Annotated in this window: 12 protein-coding genes, 1 pseudogene and 1 riboswitch; of the genes and pseudogenes, 5 read left to right on the forward strand and 8 right to left on the reverse strand. The window is 37.6% G+C overall.

What is annotated here, in order from left to right:
• Window positions 1–188: 188 nt before the first annotated feature.
• From MKY70_RS16505 to MKY70_RS16520, 4 genes are all read right to left on the reverse strand, one after another.
• Entirely contained in the window at window positions 189–809 is a 621-nt protein-coding gene (locus MKY70_RS16505) for a DsbA family protein (protein ID WP_060752024.1), read from the reverse strand.
• Window positions 810–2,177: 1,368 nt separating this feature from the next.
• On the reverse strand, window positions 2,178–4,262 hold the full coding sequence (locus MKY70_RS16510; protein WP_341025246.1) for a serine hydrolase domain-containing protein: 2,085 nt from the start codon (window positions 4,260–4,262) through the stop codon (window positions 2,178–2,180).
• Window positions 4,263–4,355: 93 nt separating this feature from the next.
• Entirely contained in the window at window positions 4,356–5,522 is a 1,167-nt protein-coding gene (locus MKY70_RS16515; RefSeq protein ID WP_341025249.1) for a serine hydrolase domain-containing protein, read from the reverse strand.
• Between the two features lie 910 nt (window positions 5,523–6,432).
• Window positions 6,433–7,602, reverse strand: coding sequence for a serine hydrolase domain-containing protein (locus MKY70_RS16520; RefSeq protein ID WP_341025252.1), 1,170 nt, complete (start codon window positions 7,600–7,602; stop codon window positions 6,433–6,435).
• A 673-nt stretch (window positions 7,603–8,275) separates the two neighbouring features.
• Between MKY70_RS16520 and MKY70_RS16525 the strand changes: the two genes are divergently transcribed.
• Entirely contained in the window at window positions 8,276–8,860 is a 585-nt protein-coding gene (locus MKY70_RS16525) for a TetR/AcrR family transcriptional regulator (protein ID WP_060749950.1), read from the forward strand.
• A gap of 59 nt (window positions 8,861–8,919) precedes the next feature.
• Window positions 8,920–10,746 (forward strand): alpha/beta fold hydrolase, encoded by a 1,827-nt coding sequence (locus tag MKY70_RS16530; RefSeq protein WP_341025255.1) that lies wholly within the window; start codon window positions 8,920–8,922, stop codon window positions 10,744–10,746.
• Between the two features lie 294 nt (window positions 10,747–11,040).
• Here the strand turns inward: MKY70_RS16530 and MKY70_RS16535 are convergent.
• Window positions 11,041–11,247, reverse strand: a pseudogene (locus tag MKY70_RS16535) (IS6 family transposase); the annotation flags it as partial.
• 100 nt (window positions 11,248–11,347) lie between these two features.
• Between MKY70_RS16535 and MKY70_RS16540 the strand changes: the two are divergent.
• Window positions 11,348–11,788 (forward strand): Lrp/AsnC family transcriptional regulator, encoded by a 441-nt coding sequence (locus MKY70_RS16540; RefSeq protein WP_341025258.1) that lies wholly within the window; start codon window positions 11,348–11,350, stop codon window positions 11,786–11,788.
• 135 nt (window positions 11,789–11,923) lie between these two features.
• Here MKY70_RS16540 and MKY70_RS16545 read toward each other — a convergent pair whose 3' ends face one another.
• On the reverse strand, window positions 11,924–13,129 hold the full coding sequence (locus tag MKY70_RS16545; RefSeq protein ID WP_341025261.1) for a M20 family metallopeptidase: 1,206 nt from the start codon (window positions 13,127–13,129) through the stop codon (window positions 11,924–11,926).
• 88 nt (window positions 13,130–13,217) lie between these two features.
• Window positions 13,218–13,319, reverse strand: a riboswitch (SAM riboswitch).
• Window positions 13,320–13,394: 75 nt separating this feature from the next.
• Complete coding sequence (locus tag MKY70_RS16550) at window positions 13,395–15,704, reverse strand: AAA domain-containing protein (protein WP_140152269.1); 2,310 nt, start codon at window positions 15,702–15,704, stop codon at window positions 13,395–13,397.
• A 115-nt stretch (window positions 15,705–15,819) separates the two neighbouring features.
• Here MKY70_RS16550 and MKY70_RS16555 point away from each other — a divergent pair, with 115 nt between their 5' ends.
• Window positions 15,820–16,212 carry a VOC family protein gene (locus MKY70_RS16555; protein WP_001145282.1) on the forward strand — a complete coding sequence of 131 codons (393 nt, stop codon included), beginning with the start codon at window positions 15,820–15,822 and terminating at the stop codon, window positions 16,210–16,212.
• 407 nt (window positions 16,213–16,619) lie between these two features.
• Window positions 16,620–16,877 (forward strand): hypothetical protein, encoded by a 258-nt coding sequence (locus MKY70_RS16560; RefSeq protein ID WP_412675704.1) that lies wholly within the window; start codon window positions 16,620–16,622, stop codon window positions 16,875–16,877.
• Window positions 16,878–17,104: 227 nt separating this feature from the next.
• Here MKY70_RS16560 and MKY70_RS16565 read toward each other — a convergent pair whose 3' ends face one another.
• Window positions 17,105–18,412: a condensation domain-containing protein gene (locus MKY70_RS16565; RefSeq protein WP_088030865.1), complete on the reverse strand. Its 1,308-nt coding sequence runs from the start codon at window positions 18,410–18,412 to the stop codon at window positions 17,105–17,107.
• Between the last annotated feature and the right edge of the window lie 772 nt (window positions 18,413–19,184).

The raw sequence follows: 19,184 nt of genomic DNA on the forward strand, positions 1-19,184 counted from the left end.
AGCAAATAGGCGAGAGATGAATGTCGGTTGGCGTAAGCTAACATGTTTGCTACTATAGCTGATAGTAAAATTAAATTTGGACTCTTTTAAAAAATAAATTGAAACCGACTGTTATAAAAAGGTTTAAGTCCATCCAATTCTAGTCTTTTTTAAAACGTTAAATGTTATATACTGTAACTTAAAATTCATTAATATAAATTTTTAAAACGCGCTTCAATTTTATCTGGCGTCATTACCCCACCACCAATAGGGATAATTTGATTATCCTTTTGTAAAAGTAATGAAGGATAACTATTAACACCAAGCTGTCGCACTTTATTGAAATCGTTTTGGACATCTATTATTGTTTCTTGAGCGTTTAAACGTTCTAGTACTTGTTCAGGGTCCAAACCATGCTCGATTGCAATCTTACGATATGTTTCAGGATCACTTAGACTTTGTCCCTCATAATAAAACGCTTTTTGCATAGCCGCAGTGAATTCTAACAAACGGTCTGGTGCTAATGAGCGTAAAGCTGAAAAGCCAATTGCAGCATCTTTCGAATTCATTTTAAAAGTACCTTCTTCCACCAATTTTTGATATGAAGGACCAAATTTTGCACCTGTAAGTTGATTAATTCTTTTATTTCCCTCTTCTATATATGAGAAATTTTTAATTGGTAAATTATCTAAAAATAACCCTCCACATAAAACTGTTAACGGCATTTCAGTGTGGTTTTTGTAAAACCCTTTAATACTTTCTGAAAAGCCATAGCACCATCCACAATAAGCGTCCCATACATAAATAAGGTTATCTTGTTTCGTCTCCATTTAAATCTCCTACCTTTATTTTTATTATCCAGCTCAGCTACCACTTAAAATTCTCAGCTAACTTTCTGGTTTATATAAATAAGTACATCTTTTTTATATCTTGTTCTTTTTTGAGTTACCTTACTATATTTTTCAAAACTAACCCTTTCCCAAAAAGATTAGATAAGATTTCTAATGAAAGATAGCGCTGCACATCATTGCTCCAAAATAGAAGATACTAAAATTCGGAATATATCTTGATTTAAATATGTTAGTAACTTTCTACACCGGGCGATAACATGTGGACTACCATCCTTAATTAAATATATAAACCTTATTTTCACTTTAAATAGCCATAAGTTGTAACTAATTCGATTACAACCTTATGTAACCATATTAGTTACAACTATAGTAGAAGTCAATTCTTTTTTAACAAAAACAATAAATTTCTACCCTAACGCTTTTAGAATTCTATTATTAAAAACTGGCTTCTTGTTCTTAAATTTGTTAAAAAGCTTAGTAATCCCCTAAAAACATCACTAGTAAATATGGAACAACAAATTCAAGATAATTTACAAAACAAATAATATAAGTACCTCTTTCATGGCTTACCGACAGAGTACCAGTTCTAGTACATAGTTTTTTTCAAAGCATTACATTTTGTTTTTACCTTTAATAGAAACTACCTGATTAACTAAAACAGGAACTGTCCCACCATGACTTATAATTTTTTATCCCTGTACATTGTGCGGGAATTTTTTTCATAAAGAAAAGACACCCTAAAGTGCCTTCTTCCAACGTGAACCATCACAATTTCAATAGTAAGTATTGGACTCTCATCCAAATATACTTTTACCATGTTAAATTGTTTGATTCATTGAGGAATAGGGTTCAAATTTGGGTTAGCATCACATCGCTAACATACTAAGGTTTTATGCTACCCAAAAACAATGATTTTTACTCTGGGGATCTCAATTTTACTATTTGGGTATTTACTTTTCTTAGCTTGATAGCGATGTGGTAGGGCCCTATATTTGACTCTTTTTCTACACCTAGATATTCTAGAGTTCGTTCTAACATAAGTGCTGCCTGTTGACGTGTGAGTGTGCCATATGACGTAAACTTAGTAGCTGAAACACCTCGGATAATTCCTGTATCGTATATGGCTTGTACATCATAATACCGGCTGCGAACGTATTTACATCAAGAAGATTAATGGAGCAAATGATGATTTCCCTGAATTGGTTTGATAGCTGTTTTTGCAGAGTTTGAGCGTGATATTATTCGTTGAAATTCTCTTCTTAAAGATAAATATGTAAATACAAAAAAACCAGCAAAACACCGTTCCTATGTCGTACTGGTTTTGTTGAAGTCCATCTTGAATTGTAGCTAGTTCAACGTAATTGCAAATTCTGAGTTCGGTGCCCCAGCAATTACAACCGTTCCATTCTTCGGCAGTTTTACTTTGTTATTGCCGCTCACGATGGTAAAGTTGACGCATACTCCATTCTCATCATACACCGCGAACGCACCCTTCGATGGCAATGTCACGGTCATCCTTTTTCCTGCTGCCGCTTGCGGGATCGTAAACCATTTAGCATGCCCATTTGCTTGCAGTGTAACTTTGGATGATTGGCCAGCATCAAGTGGTTTTACGTTGGTTCCACTTACGTATAACAACCCGGCCATTTCCATATATTCATTGCCGCCTTCTGTATAGAAATGCGTTTCCGTCGTATCACGGCCATTCATCACGGGGATCTGGAGCTGATGCGTCGCGGTGTTCGGACCTGTAATTTTTCTGCCCCCCCAATAGCCCGCCAGGCCTTCCTTACGAGTAATTTGTGTGGTAATAAGTTTCGGTTGTACGAGATATTCAATAGAACTAAATTTCTCATTCACAAGATAGAACTTAACACCTTCCCGCTTCGCCCATGCGGCAGCGGTTTTCTTCGATAGCACATTGTCTTCTAGTTTCTCTGCTAAATAGTGAGTCATCGCACCTTGCCCTAAGTCTGGTGTCGATTTATATGTGCTCTCCCTCAAATAAGTTCTTCCATTCTTCTCGGTGACAAAGTTGAGCTTAGAAGTACCCTTCTCATTAATAAAGCTTCCATCCGCAGTATATACATATTTTTCTTCTTGATTAGATGGTAAGAACAGTTCTCCATTCTTCGTAATTTCAATTTTGAAATGAGTTTCGCTATTGCCATAAAAGCCCGCTTTCTTTGCCACGTCTTGAGGCATCTTGACCTTGACCGGCTTGCCAAAAGATTTGTTAGGCTTGATGTTCTTAATTGTACCCTTCTCTTTAAGCGCGGCGAGCAGCAATTCCGTTGCCAGCAGTTGATTTGTAGAGCTTCGTCCACCGGATGACAACACAGCGGCTGCCATTTTCTGTTCCGGAAGCACGACCAGTATAGCATGTTGCAGTGCCGTGTCGCCGCCCTTAGCCAAGCCTTTTATCCCATATTCACTGAATGGGTATAGTTTCACACTATCCCAGCCAAGACCATAGTTAAAAATATTATCTCCATCCCCCGGCCACATTCCTTTTTTATATTCCTCTTGCTCCATCGCCTTGACTACCTTATCAGAGAGGATCCCTTTTCCCTGTCCCATAAATAATTGTGAGAATCGTACCATATCTTCTGCCGTGGAAGAGACCCCTCCCGTACCAATCACATTCACAGATTCAATTGGAAGCTGCCCTTGGTACGCCGGAAAATAAAGCCCAGCCCGTTTTTCGTCTCTCCATTTGTCCTGGGGCGTTTTTGTATGATTCATCTTTAAGGGTTCTGTAAACCGTTGATGTAGAAATTCGGTAAAGCTCATACCGCTGACTCTTTCCACCAAAATTTCGGCCAGCGTAAAGCCATCGTTGCAGTATACCGAGAACGCGCCAGGGTCTGCTTTCAGGCTCTGGTTGGACAATTGCTGCAACAAGAAATCATGGGAATAGGTATCATTATCGTTAAATAAAAATGCATTACTTAACGTTGAACCTTGCAAGCCGGAGGAGTGATTCAACAACATACGCGGGGTAATGCGTTTGTACCGCACATCTTTCATCTTAAAATCAGGAACATAGTTGACCACAGGAGCATCCAAATCGACTTTTCCTTCGTCGACCAATTTCATTACAGCCGCTGTTGCATACATTTTACTGACTGAACCAATCCCGTATAGAGTATCTTTGGTTAGTGGCTGTTCCCCTTCCATATCGTTCTTTCCAGCCTGCCCCGACAAAGTAAGCTTGCCATTATCAATTAGCGCATACTGCACGCTAGTCGTCCCATGGGACTTCGTGAGTAGCGCAGCCTTCTCTGCTGCAATCTTCTTCAGCTCTTGGCTAACTACTTCTGCGTTAGATACAACTGTAGTCTTACTGTCAGAAAATGCTTTCGCCCCTGTTGGTAGAATCATAGTTAGCGCTAATGTAGCGGCTAATACACCAGTTAGTTTATTTTTCATGAGGGAATTGCCTCCTTAGATAAGTGATCAATTTCATCATTTATTTGTTTAACTATGAAAATATGATAAAATTTATCCGTTCTTCCTTTTGGCCTACTTGCTAAATTCAGCAAGTAAAATATTTTTAAAAGGATCAGGACTATCAGCATTAAGGCTGTTCAAATTGACAGCTAATGTATGCTTGCCTCCAAGTGTGCCTCCAGCAAAAGTAACAAACCCTGGAATGCTACCTCCGTGTCCCCATATTGAGACACCGTTTGGAAGCTTAGTTTCATAGATTCCAAGACCATATCTGCCAAGTGCAGCTTCTCCTGTTGGAACTGTAGTAAGCATTTGTTTTAGTTGCTGTTCTTTTAGTAATTTACCCCCTAGTAAGTAAGAGAAGAATTTGTTTAAATCATCAGCAGTAGAAATCATATCTCCAGCCGAGCTCCCCATACTTGGGTTATAATAAGTAACATCTTTTGGCTCACTTGCTCCGTCTAGTTGGATATATCCACGGGCATGCTTGGTTCCTGGAATCACGCTTGAATTGCCAGGTAAGAATGTATTCGATAATTCAAGCGGTTCAATAATCCGATTTTCAATCTCTTCCGCATAGCTGTTCCCGGTTACTGTTTCAATAAGGATCCCTAGTAATACGTATCCTGTATTTGAATAAGACCAGCTCTTTCCTGGAGCAAAATTTGGGGGCATCGAAATCCCCATCTTTACTAATTCTTCAGCCCTATACGATTTTTTAGTATCCATAAGATTAAAACTTTTTGACCTTGTGTATTCAGCGATACCACTTGTGTGGTTCAATAATTGCCGGATAGTAATCTGTTTATCATCATACCCGTTTCCTTGAACGACACCAGGCAACCATTTTTCAATAGAGTCGTCTAGATTCAAGCGGTTCTCTTCGGCTAATTGAAGTACAACTGTTGCCGTGAACGTCTTCGTCACGCTACCAATGCGAAAGCGAAAATCTGTTTTCATTGGTTTCTTGCTGCTCAGATTCGCTACCCCAGCGGCATAACTCCATGTTTTTCCACCCTCAGAAGTTTTAGCAAGTATCCCCGGAAATCCAAGTTGCAATGTATCCCGCACTGCTTGCTTGACAGAATTACGATCTCGTTGAGTACTTGTTTGTAACGAACTAGATACACTTTGAGTAGGTTCTGCTTTTACAATTAAGGTTGGCGTTGTGTATAACAGGGAACTTCCAGCTATTAAAAGGGCAAGACTTGCAAATGTAATTTGACTACGTATTTTCATAGGGCATTCCTCTCCTCTATTCATATTGTATAGGTGGTTTCTTGCTATTTCGTATTAACCACACAACTACCATCTCCACCAATGAAAAAAGGTCAACATTGAATTCGTAATCATCTTCATAATTATTATTTTTACAAACGTCATTCTGTCCTGGGTAAATCCCTCTTTTTCCACATATATGTTAACCACATAAATTACTTCTTTTCCTTGAAACACTCTTGTTACTGGTCTGTTTTTCATATATAAGTCATATCTGTTCCGCCTTTCACGCCTCTTTATATTTTTATCATACACAATGAAAATTTCTTTTTTCTTACCCATTTCTTACAAATTACTTACGTTCAAAATCGCTTTTATAATAGGATAGAAGGAGCATCTGTGCCGGAAAGTTCAGTAAATATATTAATCAAAAAGAAACACAGAGGTTTTTTACTTCTGTGTTTCTTTTTTCCATCCTTTTAAATATTAAGAGTCGATTTACCCTTAACAGGATGAATTCTGGCTCTTTTCTAATGTAATTTTTCTTCTTGCAATACAACAAAAATGACATTGTGCTGCATGAAACACTCCTAACGTTGTTAAAATCACTTGTTTTTAAGTCGAAATTTATTTAACTTAGGGCGGATACTCCATATCCATCAGCTTAAGAAAAATAAACGCCCTCAAAACGAAAAAATAAGCTACCTTCTCAAAGTAACTACCTGTAGAAAAAGAAAATGTTCATTTAGGAGATATATTAAAACCTTAGCTTGATAGTAATGTGGTGCTACCCCACATCCATCAACTTAAGGAGAATAAACGCCACCAAAACAAAAAAAGCCCCAAATTTTTCTCGAAAATAAGTTGGGGCTTTTGAACCAGAAAAGTATATTTTTAACTATGAAAACTACGATAAATTTTTCCTTTTTTCCTACTTGCTAAATTCAGCAAGTAAAATATTTTTAAAAGGATTAGGACTGTCAGCTCTACCCAAACTGTTCCAATTGACGACCAACGTATGCTTGCCTCCAAGTGTACCTCCAACAAGAGTAGTAAACCCTAGAATGCCACCTGTGTGTCCCCATATCGAGACACCGCTTGGAAGCTTAGTTTCATAGATTCCAAGACCATATCCATCGATTCCTTCTCTTCCTGTAGGAACTGTAGTAAGCATTTGTTTTAGTTGTTGTTCTTTTAGTAATTTGCCACCGAGCAAGTAAGAGAAGAATTTGTTTAAGTCGTCAGCAGTAGAAATCATATCTCCAGCAGAGCTACCTGCACTTGGGTTATAATAAGTAACGTCTTTTAGCTCACTTGCTCTGTCTGGTTGATCATATCCACGGGCATGGTTGGTGCCTGGAATAACGCTTGAATTGCCAGGTAGGAATGTATTCGACAATTCAAGTGGTTCAATAATCCGATTTTCAATCTCTTCCGCATAGCTGTTTCTGGTTACTTTTTCAATAAGAATACCCAGTAATACGTATCCTGTGTTTGAATAAGACCAGCCCTTTCCTGGGTCAAAGTCTGGGGGCAAAGAAATCCCCATCTTCACTAACTCTTCAGCCGTATACGATTTTTTTGTATCCGTAAAATCAGCGTCTTTTGACCTTGAGTATTCAGCGATACCACTTGTATGGTTCAATATATGCCGGATAGTAATCTTGTTACCATCATATCCATTTCCTTGAATGACACCAGGCAACCAGTCTTCGATGTAATCGTCTAGATTCAGGCGATTCTCTCCAGCTAATTGAAGTACAACTGTTGCGGTGAACGTCTTCGTCACACTCCCAATGCGAAAGCGAAAATCTGTTTTCATTGGTTTCTTGGTTCTCAGATCCGCTATTCCAGCGGCATACCCCCACGTTTTTCCACCCTCAGAAGTTTTAGCAAGTATCCCCGGATATCCAAGTTGCAATGTATCCCGCATTGCTTGCTTGACGGAAGTACGATCTCGTTGAGTATTTGTTTGTAACGAACTAGATACATTTTGAGTGGGCTCTGCTTTTACAATTGAGGTTGGTGTTGTATATAACAGGGAACTTCCAGCTATTAAAAGGGCCAGACTTGCACATGTAATTTGACTACGTATTTTCATAAGGCATTCCTCTTCTCTATTCATATTATATCAGTGTTTGCTTATTGTTCCTTACTTCCTGACAAGACTTAGGGAAAGGCCCTCACGCATATAGATTAAAGCCCCAGTACAAAGGTATCTATCAATACCAACAATTCGAGCCATTTAAATCTCCATCCCTCCTATAACAAAATCATTCAAAGGTATGAAAGCATATTATGTACCCTTAGTTATTGTTAGGATTAACACAACATGAGACATAACCCCAACCCATATTTTACTTTATTTATCCATAATATGTATTGAGAAAGAATGTAAATTCGAATCCTTTCCGTCCCCCAACTATTGATCGTTTTTTTCACCTATTATAATTAGTTATTTAGAATTTCATAATAAAAAACTGTAAAAAAAATAACGAGTCCCTTAACGTACAGGAAGCGGTTGAAAAATATGTCTAAACGCACAATTTTCTTTTTTTTTGATATGGTGACCCCATCGCAATCAAGCTAAGGTTTTGAAGTACCCACTAAATGAACTTTTTCTTTCTCTACAGTTAGTTACTTTGAGAAGGTAGCTCATTTTTTTGTTTTTGGGATGTTTACTTTTCTTAAGTTGATGGATGTGCGGTCGAACCCCTATGCATTTCATCAATCATTCCCTTGACTCTCCATTTGTAGTACTGTATAGTACTAATATGAAAAAAAATACACTTACTAATAAAGATATTGCTCTGCAATCCGCTTTTACATTGTTTCTTACTAAAGGTTTTCTAGCAACAAGCATGGACGACATAGTCGCACATAGCAAAGTTTCAAAAACGAACATTTATTATTATTTTAAGAGCAAGGAGGAGCTGCTACTCGCTATTGTTAATCAGTTGATAGCACATTACGAGCAGCGAATTAATTATATTGTGTCTCAAACTGAGCTCACCGTTCAAGAGAAATTAGAAGCGGTACTCCACATTTTAAGCGATACTATTGAACAAAATAACTACCTTGGCGGTTGTCCTTTCCTGACTCTGTATACACAGACGCCTATTGACGCGGTTGAAATTAGAGATAGAATCAAGAGTTTTTTTGAAAAACAGCTGCATGGTGTTGAATTGATTTTAGCCCAAGGGATTGCACGACAAGAACTAAAGAAAGAGCTGCCCGTTAAACAAACAGCTATGTTGATTGTCTCCTCTATTGAGGGTGCTCTCTTCTTGGCTCAAGCTTCTAACAACCAAGATATGATCAAAAATTTATTTCCTACTTTAGCTTCCATGCTAAAGTAATATTTTTAGATATATTAGTACTAGTTAGTACTATAAAATAATAAAGGAGTGTTTTTATTATGAATATCTTCATGACCGGCGGAACTGGTTATATTGGACGTCATTTAATCGCTGAGTTAGCTTCTCAGCATCAGATTTATGCACTTGTACGTCAAAAAAATCGTCTTCTTACCATCATCAATCAACTGGCACCCGATCAACAGAACAACATTGTTCCTGTTATCGGTGATCTAACGCAGCCTCGATTAGGTTTAAGTGATGACAGCTACAAACAATTACTTGCAACTGATCTAATTATTCACGCAGGAGGTCCAATGAATATTGAGTTGAACCTCATTGAAGCTGAGCAGTCTTTCCTCACCCCTGCAAAATCCCTTGTTCGGCTAGCACTGGATATCCACGCTGAAAAAGAATTAAAGCATTTTATCCATGTCGCAGGCTTTATGAGTCCCTATCATGAACAAAATGCATTGTTGGATCTAGATCATTTGCTGGACAATCAACCGCCTTATGAAAAAATGAAGTTTTTAGCCGACTCTTATATACGAAAATCTCTTCATAACATGAGCATTCCCTTATCTACTGTTAATCCTAGTGTAATCGTCGGAGACTCCTTCTCAGGGAAAACAGAACAGATTGGAGGCCTTAGTATCTTAGTCGATGCCGTAAGGCGAAATCTTATGCCGCTTGTTCCAGGCGGCGACGATTATTGGTTACCAATGGTTCATATTGACCATGTGGCTTCGTTTATTTCAAAACTTGTTAATACAGAAGGGTTATCAAGCAATACCTACTATCTTTTAGATTCTAAGCAAGAAAGTCCGTCGATCCGAACTTTCATCAAACTCATGGCACACGAATTGCAGACAACAAATCCGTTAGGAACTATACCGCTTCCGTTATTGAAAACTGTGCTTAGAATGGGTGCTGATAAGATGCTTGGTATTCCTAAAGAATCCATGAGTTTTCTTGTTAAGTCGGAATTCCCTGTTTACAGTAAATTAGAAATAGAACAAAGGAACGGCAGAAATTCATTCGTAGTTCCGTCCACGCTCCCTTTTATCATTAGTGATTTGGATTATCGGTTAAATCATTTAGGCCTAAATCAAAATGAGCAGAAAGATTTTAGTCAACGAAGAAGAGCTAACTTAGTTTCGCTAGAGAAAGATAGGAATGAAACACCTATTATTTTTCTTCATGGGACGTTCAGCAATGCCGATGCCCTTTTGCCCCTCTCACAATTTTTAAGCGGTTTAAATACTTGGTTCGTAGATTTACCTGGATTTGGGCGTACCCCTTATCACCATAATCCTTCTGTGATAGAAGGCTATGTAGAGAGCATTTCCACTATGATCACTGAGTTGAACAGACCCGTTATATTAGTGGGGCATTCATTTGGCGGATTGATTGCGGCTCAAGTGATGGAACGGCTGCCCTCACTGATCAAACAACTCATTTTATTGCAGCCAGTACTGCATCCTATCCAACCTAAATATAGATTTCGACGTATTACAAGTTTCGTTCTAAAATATATGGAGCCCGCCCGTTTGGAAAAAGAGTTACTTCAAACCAATAGCTTCAGAACATCCAGTCAGTTATTGAGTAATTACGCTCATTCTGTGGTCCGTGATTTAAAATCCCCCCGTATACGCAAAACTAACGCTACGGTCATGTCTTGCTTAACTATATCAAAATCCATCCAGTTAAATCCCGAGACATGGGATAAGAGGAAAATTAAGATACTATGGGGAGCTTTGGACAAGGATCATCATGTCCCAAAGCAGTTTGAACACTTGGATATTACACGTATTCAGTACGGTCATCAGTTTCCTGTTGAATCTCCTGAACTAACTGCTCAATGGATTTCTCAAGCTGTAACAGTATAAAGGTTCTTTTGATAGTATTGATGGAGGTGTGATTGTCAACACAAATTCAGACTGCTTTTTTAAGGGCTCGTTTTCTGAACTCAACTGAACTTAAATAACCTAAAGTTCCATGAACATGATGATGGTTAAACTGGTTCTGTTGCAAAGTTTGAAAAAAGCATAAACAGGTTGGTAAATGCAGAACAATGTTTAGGAAGTAGCTAGTAATTGTTGAAGTTCATTGTACGTTGAAAAGCGGAGTCTCTTTGAAGACTTCGCCTTTGTTTATATAGGGTATGAATGGTTTCATAAGCGTGCAGATTTATTTTTTACTTTCCAAATTCGATAGATGGGATTGCCATATTTATGAATCCATCGCATGATGGTTGTTGGTTGCACTGAAATACCACGTTCTTTCAGGATTTCAGATACATCACGATAACCGAAAGAAAAACGGCAGTAGTAGCCGACAACTACTAAAATAACATCTTTCTTGAATTGTTTTCCTTTAAAATATCTCATGTCTGATTCCCCTAGATCCTGTTTTCTAGAGTGTAGCTTCATGTAGAAAATTTTGCAACTTTACGATTCACTTTAGAAAATAAAGCAAGGAGGCTACACAATGCAAAACGCAGTAAAACTAGATGAAATTGACCATAAAATTATGAACTTGTTGTATGAAAATGCGAGAATTTCTGTTTCAGAAATAGGACGTATTATATCCATGACGCAGCCTGCTGTAAAAGAACGCATTAACAAACTTGAAGATCAAGGGGTTATAGCTGCTTACCGAACGAAATTTGAGCCTTCCAAAATTAATAAAAACATCCAAGCATTCATTATGTTCAAAACGAGTCAATGCTCTGATTTTATCCAATATTGTAATGCTGCTCCTGAAGTAACAGATTTATATCGAATTAGCGGGGAATTTAATTATATGATGAAAGTCATGAGCGATTCGATGGATTCTCTCACTGCATTTTTAGACTCTTTAATGCAATTTGGATTATCATCTCCTTTAATTGTTTTAAAGAGTGAATTTGAAGAGAAATTGTCGTTCTGATAAGAGGATACTAAGGTAGAAATATGAAGTGTATGTGGAAAAATCCTTTTATAATATAATAAAACCAGCCATAGGCTGGTTCTTTTTTCATTCGATTTCCTACTAAAAAATCCCGAGTATAATTCTCCTTCTTCCCTATCCCTGATTCTTCCGCACATCTCTAAACTCCTCTTTCACCTTCTCTAACAGCCCTTCTTCCGTAATTAATCGATACGCCGTATTTGCTAGTGCTTTTGCGGATGTAATTAGTGCTTTATCTCCTAATTCTGAACGTGCTGCTTCTCTAAATTCATTCGTATGCGCAATTAAGTCATCTGGACCGATTTTAATGTACGGATGAATTGTCGGTACAACTTGGCTTACATTTCCTGCATCCGTTGAGCCGATTCCTACTCTTTCTTTACGGTTTACCTCTTCACCTTGTAGTTCTAACTCTTCGGCTACGACGTCATTAAATGTTTTTGTCACGAGCAATTCATCAATTTCATTTTGGAATTGATGAATTTTCACTTTTGTGCCTGTTGCTAACGCTGCCCCTTGTGCAATATTTCTTACTTTTTCTGTTACTTCCGCACATCTTTTTCTCGTTGCAGCACGGATGAAGAAGCGTGCCGCAGCATAATCCGGAATAATGTTAGGTGCTTTCCCACCTTCAGTAATAACTCCGTGAATTTTCACATCTGATGGGAGTTGTTGGCGAAGTGCATTAATACTGTTATACAGCTGGATAATCGCATCTAATGCGTTAATTCCTTCTTCTGGTGAGGCTGCTGCATGAGCTGTTTTCCCGTAAAAATGAAAATCAAGTGGATCGACCGCTAATGATGGACTCGTTGGAGCTGTTTTTCCGCTCGGATGAATCATAAGCGCCGCATCAATGTTTTTAAATAAGCCAGCTTTCACATAACTCGATTTTGCGCTACCATTTGGCCCGCCCTCTTCTGCTGGTGTTCCGAACACGACAACTTCTCCGCCGATTTCCTCAAGCGTTTCTGATAACGCGATCGCTGCTGCAACGCTAATTGTTCCGATTAAATTGTGACCACACGCATGACCGAGTCCTGGTAAAGCATCATACTCAGCTAAAAATGCGATAACTGGTCCTTGTTTCCCGGAACTTTTTCGCGCGATAAACCCTGTTTCATGACCAGCTATATTGTGCTGCAACTGAAATCCTGCGCTTCCTAACAACAAACTTAACGTTCTTGATGCGTAAAATTCTTGGTTACCAATCTCCGGATTCGCATGAATATTATGACTTGTTTCTATGTACTTTTCCTTATTTCTTTCTATACTCTCTTCAATTGTTTTTCTTTGTGACGTTACTCCTGTCGCTCCCATTTTTCTTCCTCCTTTTATTTTCACGTAAAAAAGCCTCTTTCTAAAAGATAGAAAGAGGCTTCTGTATATACAGTCAAAATGAGCTTCTTTCTTATCTTTCAAGTTACCTTGCTGGAATTGGCACAGTATTCATAAAGAATCCGCTGCCGAGGTGTCATAGGGCCAGTCCCTCAACCTCTCGTGATAAGAATTTTCATAAAATTATATTAAATTATTTTCATTCTAAGTTCATTCCAGGCAAAAGTCAAGGAATTCCTATCTGAATTTACCGAATATCTAAAAACCCTTTTAATACGCCAATTGTTTCAGGTGCTTGTAATCTTGCACATATGTACGGAAATTCCATACTACCTTCAAACATCATTTGAGATGTAAGAGGTGCTCCTGCCCAAAAGATTTCATCATCGATTACGATAAACGGGAATGCTTTATTTTGTCTTTGTAACTTTACATTTTTTAACGGAACTGGTCCATCACTATACACTGTTATTTGCGCATTTGTACGCATTAACGCTTGCCAGACTCGCTTATCCACTTGCTTTGTACTTGGAAGTGAAATAATAATTTTTCGTTTTGCGGCTAAAATATCTTTCAATAACCCTTTCGGCTCTTCAAGATTCATTTCCATAAACCAGCGTAAACGTTTCGAAATTTTCCGCTCCCACAATTGTCTTGATGTCGTGCGATCATATACATCTCCGTGACGTTCTATATGAGCTGTTAATTGTGATAACGCTTGTTTTTTCGAAAGGTTTTTACGCATATAATGGCAATCTGATAATTGAATGAACTTCCCTCTCGCCCTTGTCACTGCAACGTTGACGAGGCGATGATTTTTATGGTCAAAGAATAACACGCCAGGTCGTTCTTGCGGATAACTATCAACCGTATCAAATATCATCATATCTCTTTCAGAACCTTGGAATTTATGAACCGTCGCCGCTAAAACTGGTATGTTTTGATATTTCGTTCTCTGCAACATTTCTCTAATGCACGTTGATAAAAAGCGGGACTGTGCCCTGTAAGGCGTAACTACACCGATAGATTGAACACCGTCTAACAATCCAATTAACATCATTTGCATCGCTACTAAACCAGACATAATATTAAAACGAGAACCGGAAGCAGCGTCTTTTAAAGAAAAGGCTCCCATTAAGCTCGTATCAAATAAAACACTCGCCTCATTTGCGAACGGTTGCAGTTTCGCAAGTTCTTTACGCTCTGAAACAGATGGATGATCGTATACTCTGTTTTTATAAATAAATGAATTCGTAAACTTCGATATATCCGTATGCATACGTCTTTGCTCCTGCAGCATAAAAAGGTTCGGATGTGCTTCTGATTTATTTACAGAATCAACAATCCCTGCATGATAAAACATATCTTCACCGAGCCATTTTCGAACGAGTTCATGGTTCGCCATCGCAATCGGAGGTAACTGTAAAAAGTCACCACAAACGACAATACGTTTCCCAAGTGAAGCAGCTAATGCGATTTGCGGAACATAAGCCATACTTACTTCATCTACGACAACTAAATCAAATGTACGCTCATAAATAAGTGAATCAATTGCACATTTCGATAAAGTCGCACCGATTACTTTCGCATTTTCAATGTATTCTTTTTCTACTTCTTTAATTTTCGCTTTTTGCTTTCGAAGATCACTTTCAATCTCTTGTATACGCTTCTTATCAGCAGAAGTCGCTTTATATGATAAAATCTTTTCACGAAGATCTTGTCGTGTCTCTTCTAAATAGAGTCTTTCTTCTCCCCAAGATCCATTCGTCGTTTCAACTAACTTCGATGCAAGTAACGTTTCATGATTTCGTATATGTTCATGTTGACTATAACCGTAACGAACAATTTCTCCAGGCGTCCATTTCTTCTTCTTCTCAATTTGCTTCGTTACTTCACTCATTAATACGTCAACTGCCGCATTACTATGAGCTAACACAAGTACCGATTTTCCTTTTTGATAATGAGCAGAAATAATACGCGATAAATTGTAAGACTTCCCTGTTCCCGGTGGTCCCCACACGTACGTTGTTGGATTGTAAAAAGAACGATACGCCAATTCATTTTTCGTATTTTTCATCTTTTCAATATGTTTCGGACTGCTCGTCCCATCAACAAGACGCTTTATACGATTACGTTTTAGCTTATCTTTATGTGCCTCTTTCAATCGCTCTTGTAGTTGTTCTAACAATTGCCACGGTTCACTGTATAAAACCGCTTCTCGTATTTCACCTTGTATATAATCATTTAATTTCAGTTCTATTTCTAATCCATGTACAGATAATACTTCCCCCGTCGCTTCCTCACCATCGAACTCAATTCGAATTGGTGAACCTTCAGGTAAGCTTACTTCCGAAATAAGCTGAAATACGTATACTGTACTTTCATAATCTGTATATAAAAAACGACCGTTCATGATAGAAATTTTACTACCACCTATCGTTTTCCAATGTTTAATTTCATACGCTAATGCATAATGCCACTCTTTCATCGTTGCCGATAATGAAGGAGTTTGAGTAGGTGTATTCATCGTATAATCTCCTTCCTTCTCCCCAAACATACTTTCTCACTATACCATATAACACGCTAAAATTTGTAAGGTTTTTATCTTGCTTATTTTCTTAATTTTCAATAATATATTGTATATAATTTTCAGAAAGAAGGAAGGAATCTACATGCCAGTTAGAAGAATAGAACACGTTGGACTTATGGTTGCAAACTTAGAAACATCTATCTCATTTTATGAAGAAGTAGTCGGCTTACAACTCATTAAACGTATGGGACATCCAAATCCAGACTTAAAACTCGCTTTTTTAGGTGTGGAAGAATCTAAAGAAACGATACTTGAACTAATTGAAGGTTACAACTCTTCCCTTCCGGCAGAAGGAAAAGTACATCACATTTGTTTTAAAGTGGATTCATTAGAGGATGAAATCAAAAGGATACAAAAACATGGAGTAACGTTTTTACTAGGAGAAGAAATCGAAACATTACCAGATGGAACACGTTACATATTCTTCGCTGGCCCTGACGGAGAGTGGATTGAGTTTTTTGAGACGGAGAGATAAAGTGAAACTTTAATCAGGTGGGTGTCCATTCCTCCTTTTTTATCCCACACCAATCGGGCTTTTGTGGGATAAAAAAGAGCCGGAATTCCGGCCCTTATTTTTGCAAGTGCGCAACCAATAACAATAAAACACACCTTCAATCCGAAAACTCACCTATAAAAAAACAATCATTTTGTTAGGAGTAAAGAATGATAAATACAATCTATATTATTGTCTTTTGGGTACTTATACTATTTCCAATCCTGTATGTAATTAAGATAAAGCATTGGAATTTAAAGTGAAACTTTAATCAGTGGGGGTTTTGTTCATCCCCACTGATTATTAGCCCTCACCAATCGGGCTTTTACGGGCAGCCCGACTCCCACCTAACTTCTTTGCTCCAGCTGAATTTTGAGGTGGGAGTTTTATTGCCCACAAATAGCGGGATAAAAATAGTTGCCGTATTTATTGGAAGGATTCTATTAAGTATCGTCTTTTTCTTAAATGGAATTTATGTAGGACTGCAACGAAATTGGGCAGAGCCTCCCTATGAAACAGAATGGGATTTCTTTATAAAGTCTTTGCAGCATAGGAAAACGGAAGCACTTATAGAAGTATTACTTCTAATTATTATCATTACTTTGGACCTAATAATTATATTTTATTATAGAAATAAAAAGAAATAGGGTATTTTCCCTATTTCTTTCTTTACTGGGGTACCGCCCATAACCATCAAGCTAAGAAAAGCGAATACCCCAAAACGAAAAAAATGACCTGAATTCTCATAAATAACTGTTGTAGTGATATAAAATTTTCGTTTTAGGGATACTTCAAAATATTAGCTTGATGAACATGGGGACGAGCCACTAAAATACAATTCCGCTAGAAATTTTCGCGCTATATTCTCTTTTATTTATGATAGTTGATTAACAACACTTTCTAAAAATTTGTCTACCTTTTCTTTTGATGTATCCGGTGTATGATAACCAATCGTAAATGTAAGTCTTCCATTATAAAAGCTTGCACCCATTGAAAAGAATGGCGCATACATAATGGGTGATGTCATATACCCGTCCTCAGCTTGAACTTCACCAAACTGAATAGGTTCATCAGCGATCACCCCGAAATTTGTCAGTAACGGCAACGCCATCCCCATCTGTAAAGCCTGCTCGTATTGCTGATTATACATTTCCTTCACCACAGATAGCTTCATACCTGCCAGTAGCTCCATTCCTGCTGCTGAAGACAGACCTGGATTTTGAGACTTTATTTTATCCATTGATTGTTTAATTCGAACGAGAGTCTGATTAAATGATTCATTATCCTCCATTTTAATCACTGGCATTTCCATGCCGGATAAGTTGCAAATAGCACCAGTTGTATAATTAGGCAGATATCGACGTAAATCAATTGTTAAACCGATCATTTTTTCTGCGGTGCGAGGTTCTGCATACACAGTGAAATGTGATAAAGCTCGGAAGTATGCAGTCATGATTACATCATTCAAGGTAGCCTGTTGTGCTTTTGTCCATTGGGTTAGACGTAGAGATTGCTCATGGCTCAACCGCCGTACGGACATTTGAGGGGATTTATTTTTGTTGGGTTGAGATGGAAAAGACCATAACGATGCCTGTTGTTCTTGGTTAGGACGATACGCGCTTTTTATGTCCGATATTCCAGCATATTTGAATACATGTGATTGATCTCGAAAACTCTCATTTCCCTCACCAAATTCCTTCATAATTTGATTCTTAGATTGTCCCAAGGAAAGTTTAGTATAAATTGCTCCAAGCAAATTAATATATTCCTTGACCCCTGCGCCATCTGAACATAGATGAGATAATTTCACAACTAACATATCTGTTGTAGTGCCTCGTAATAATTTTGTTTGAACCATAGGCCCCTGAATACGATCACCGGGTTCCTTAATAAAGTCTATTGCCATTATTTCAAGTTCTTGATTATTTCCTTCTGCAAAAAGGCAAATAGGTGAGTTAGTGGCAGATGAATGTTCCTCCCAGTAAGGGATATCATTTTCTACAAACCGGCTGTTCAAAACCGGCTGCAATTGTAACGTTATCCTTACTGATTGTTCAAGTATTTCCTTTGATATACCTACAGGAAAATAAAGAACTGTATTAATTTGTTGATCTGCAGAATAAAGACCTAATACATAATTCATTCGATCTTGAGGTGTTACTGAAAACTTTCTTTGTTCCATAATTTCGTCCCCCTTTTAAGACTTTTTTGTATAACCTTATTCTCCATATGGTTGTAAATTTTCTTCAAGAGTAAATAATTATTATTTTTTGAATTTTTCACAAAAGTATCTTTTCCGTACTGGTTCCATTCTTTTTACGGCTCTTTGTAGGTGATATAACCATTATTTTATTATTATTAACACTTACTATCTTCCTCTATAAAATCAAACGAAAGTCTATTTAGTTTATATATATACAAACATTTTACAATTATGTTTGGTAATTATCAATAGAAATAAATTATTTTTATGTTTTTTAATAAAAAACAATAATATAATACGTTTAGGTGTTACTTCATAATAAAAGGTTGATGGGCATGGAGGACCACCAACCTTTTATCATATTGCTTTAGATGTTTGTATTCATTATTACATTGTTTACAAATAACTCCTGTTTGCACTTGTATCACCTCATCATTTTCAAACTTCCAAACTAACTAGGTCTTCATAAAGTGAAACTTTAATCAGTAGGGGGTTTTGTTCATCCCAACTGATTATTAGCCTTCCCAATCGGGTGTTTACGGGCAGCAGGGCTCTCACCTAACTTCTTTGTTCCAGCTGAATTTTGAGGTGGGAGTTTTACTGCCACGCAAATAGCGAAAAAAAGGAGCCGGAATTTTGGCCCCTTTTTTCGCAAGTGCAGCAACGGTTTGAAGAACCGTAACCTTCAACCTAAAAATTCACCCAGATTAAGAAACAATCATTTTGTGAGGAGTAGAAAATGATGAATACA

This window comes from Bacillus sp. FSL R9-9492 (assembly GCF_038007365.1).
Classification (GTDB): Bacteria; Bacillota; Bacilli; order Bacillales; family Bacillaceae_G; genus Bacillus_A; species Bacillus_A mycoides.

Bases quoted from the DNA above. Each gene is read 5' to 3' on its own strand.
- MKY70_RS16505 (WP_060752024.1), bottom strand. From the start codon at position 809: ATGGAGACGAAACAAGATAACCTTATTTATGTATGGGACGCTTATTGT.
- MKY70_RS16530 (WP_341025255.1), top strand. From the start codon at position 8,920: ATGAATATCTTCATGACCGGCGGAACTGGTTATATTGGACGTCATTTA.
- MKY70_RS16550 (WP_140152269.1), bottom strand. From the start codon at position 15,704: ATGTTTGGGGAGAAGGAAGGAGATTATACGATGAATACACCTACTCAA.
- MKY70_RS16520 (WP_341025252.1), bottom strand. From the start codon at position 7,602: ATGAAAATACGTAGTCAAATTACATGTGCAAGTCTGGCCCTTTTAATA.
- MKY70_RS16525 (WP_060749950.1), top strand. From the start codon at position 8,276: ATGAAAAAAAATACACTTACTAATAAAGATATTGCTCTGCAATCCGCT.
- MKY70_RS16515 (WP_341025249.1), bottom strand. From the start codon at position 5,522: ATGAAAATACGTAGTCAAATTACATTTGCAAGTCTTGCCCTTTTAATA.
- MKY70_RS16555 (WP_001145282.1), top strand. From the start codon at position 15,820: ATGCCAGTTAGAAGAATAGAACACGTTGGACTTATGGTTGCAAACTTA.
- MKY70_RS16510 (WP_341025246.1), bottom strand. From the start codon at position 4,262: ATGAAAAATAAACTAACTGGTGTATTAGCCGCTACATTAGCGCTAACT.
- MKY70_RS16545 (WP_341025261.1), bottom strand. From the start codon at position 13,129: ATGGGAGCGACAGGAGTAACGTCACAAAGAAAAACAATTGAAGAGAGT.
- MKY70_RS16540 (WP_341025258.1), top strand. From the start codon at position 11,348: ATGCAAAACGCAGTAAAACTAGATGAAATTGACCATAAAATTATGAAC.
- MKY70_RS16565 (WP_088030865.1), bottom strand. From the start codon at position 18,412: ATGGAACAAAGAAAGTTTTCAGTAACACCTCAAGATCGAATGAATTAT.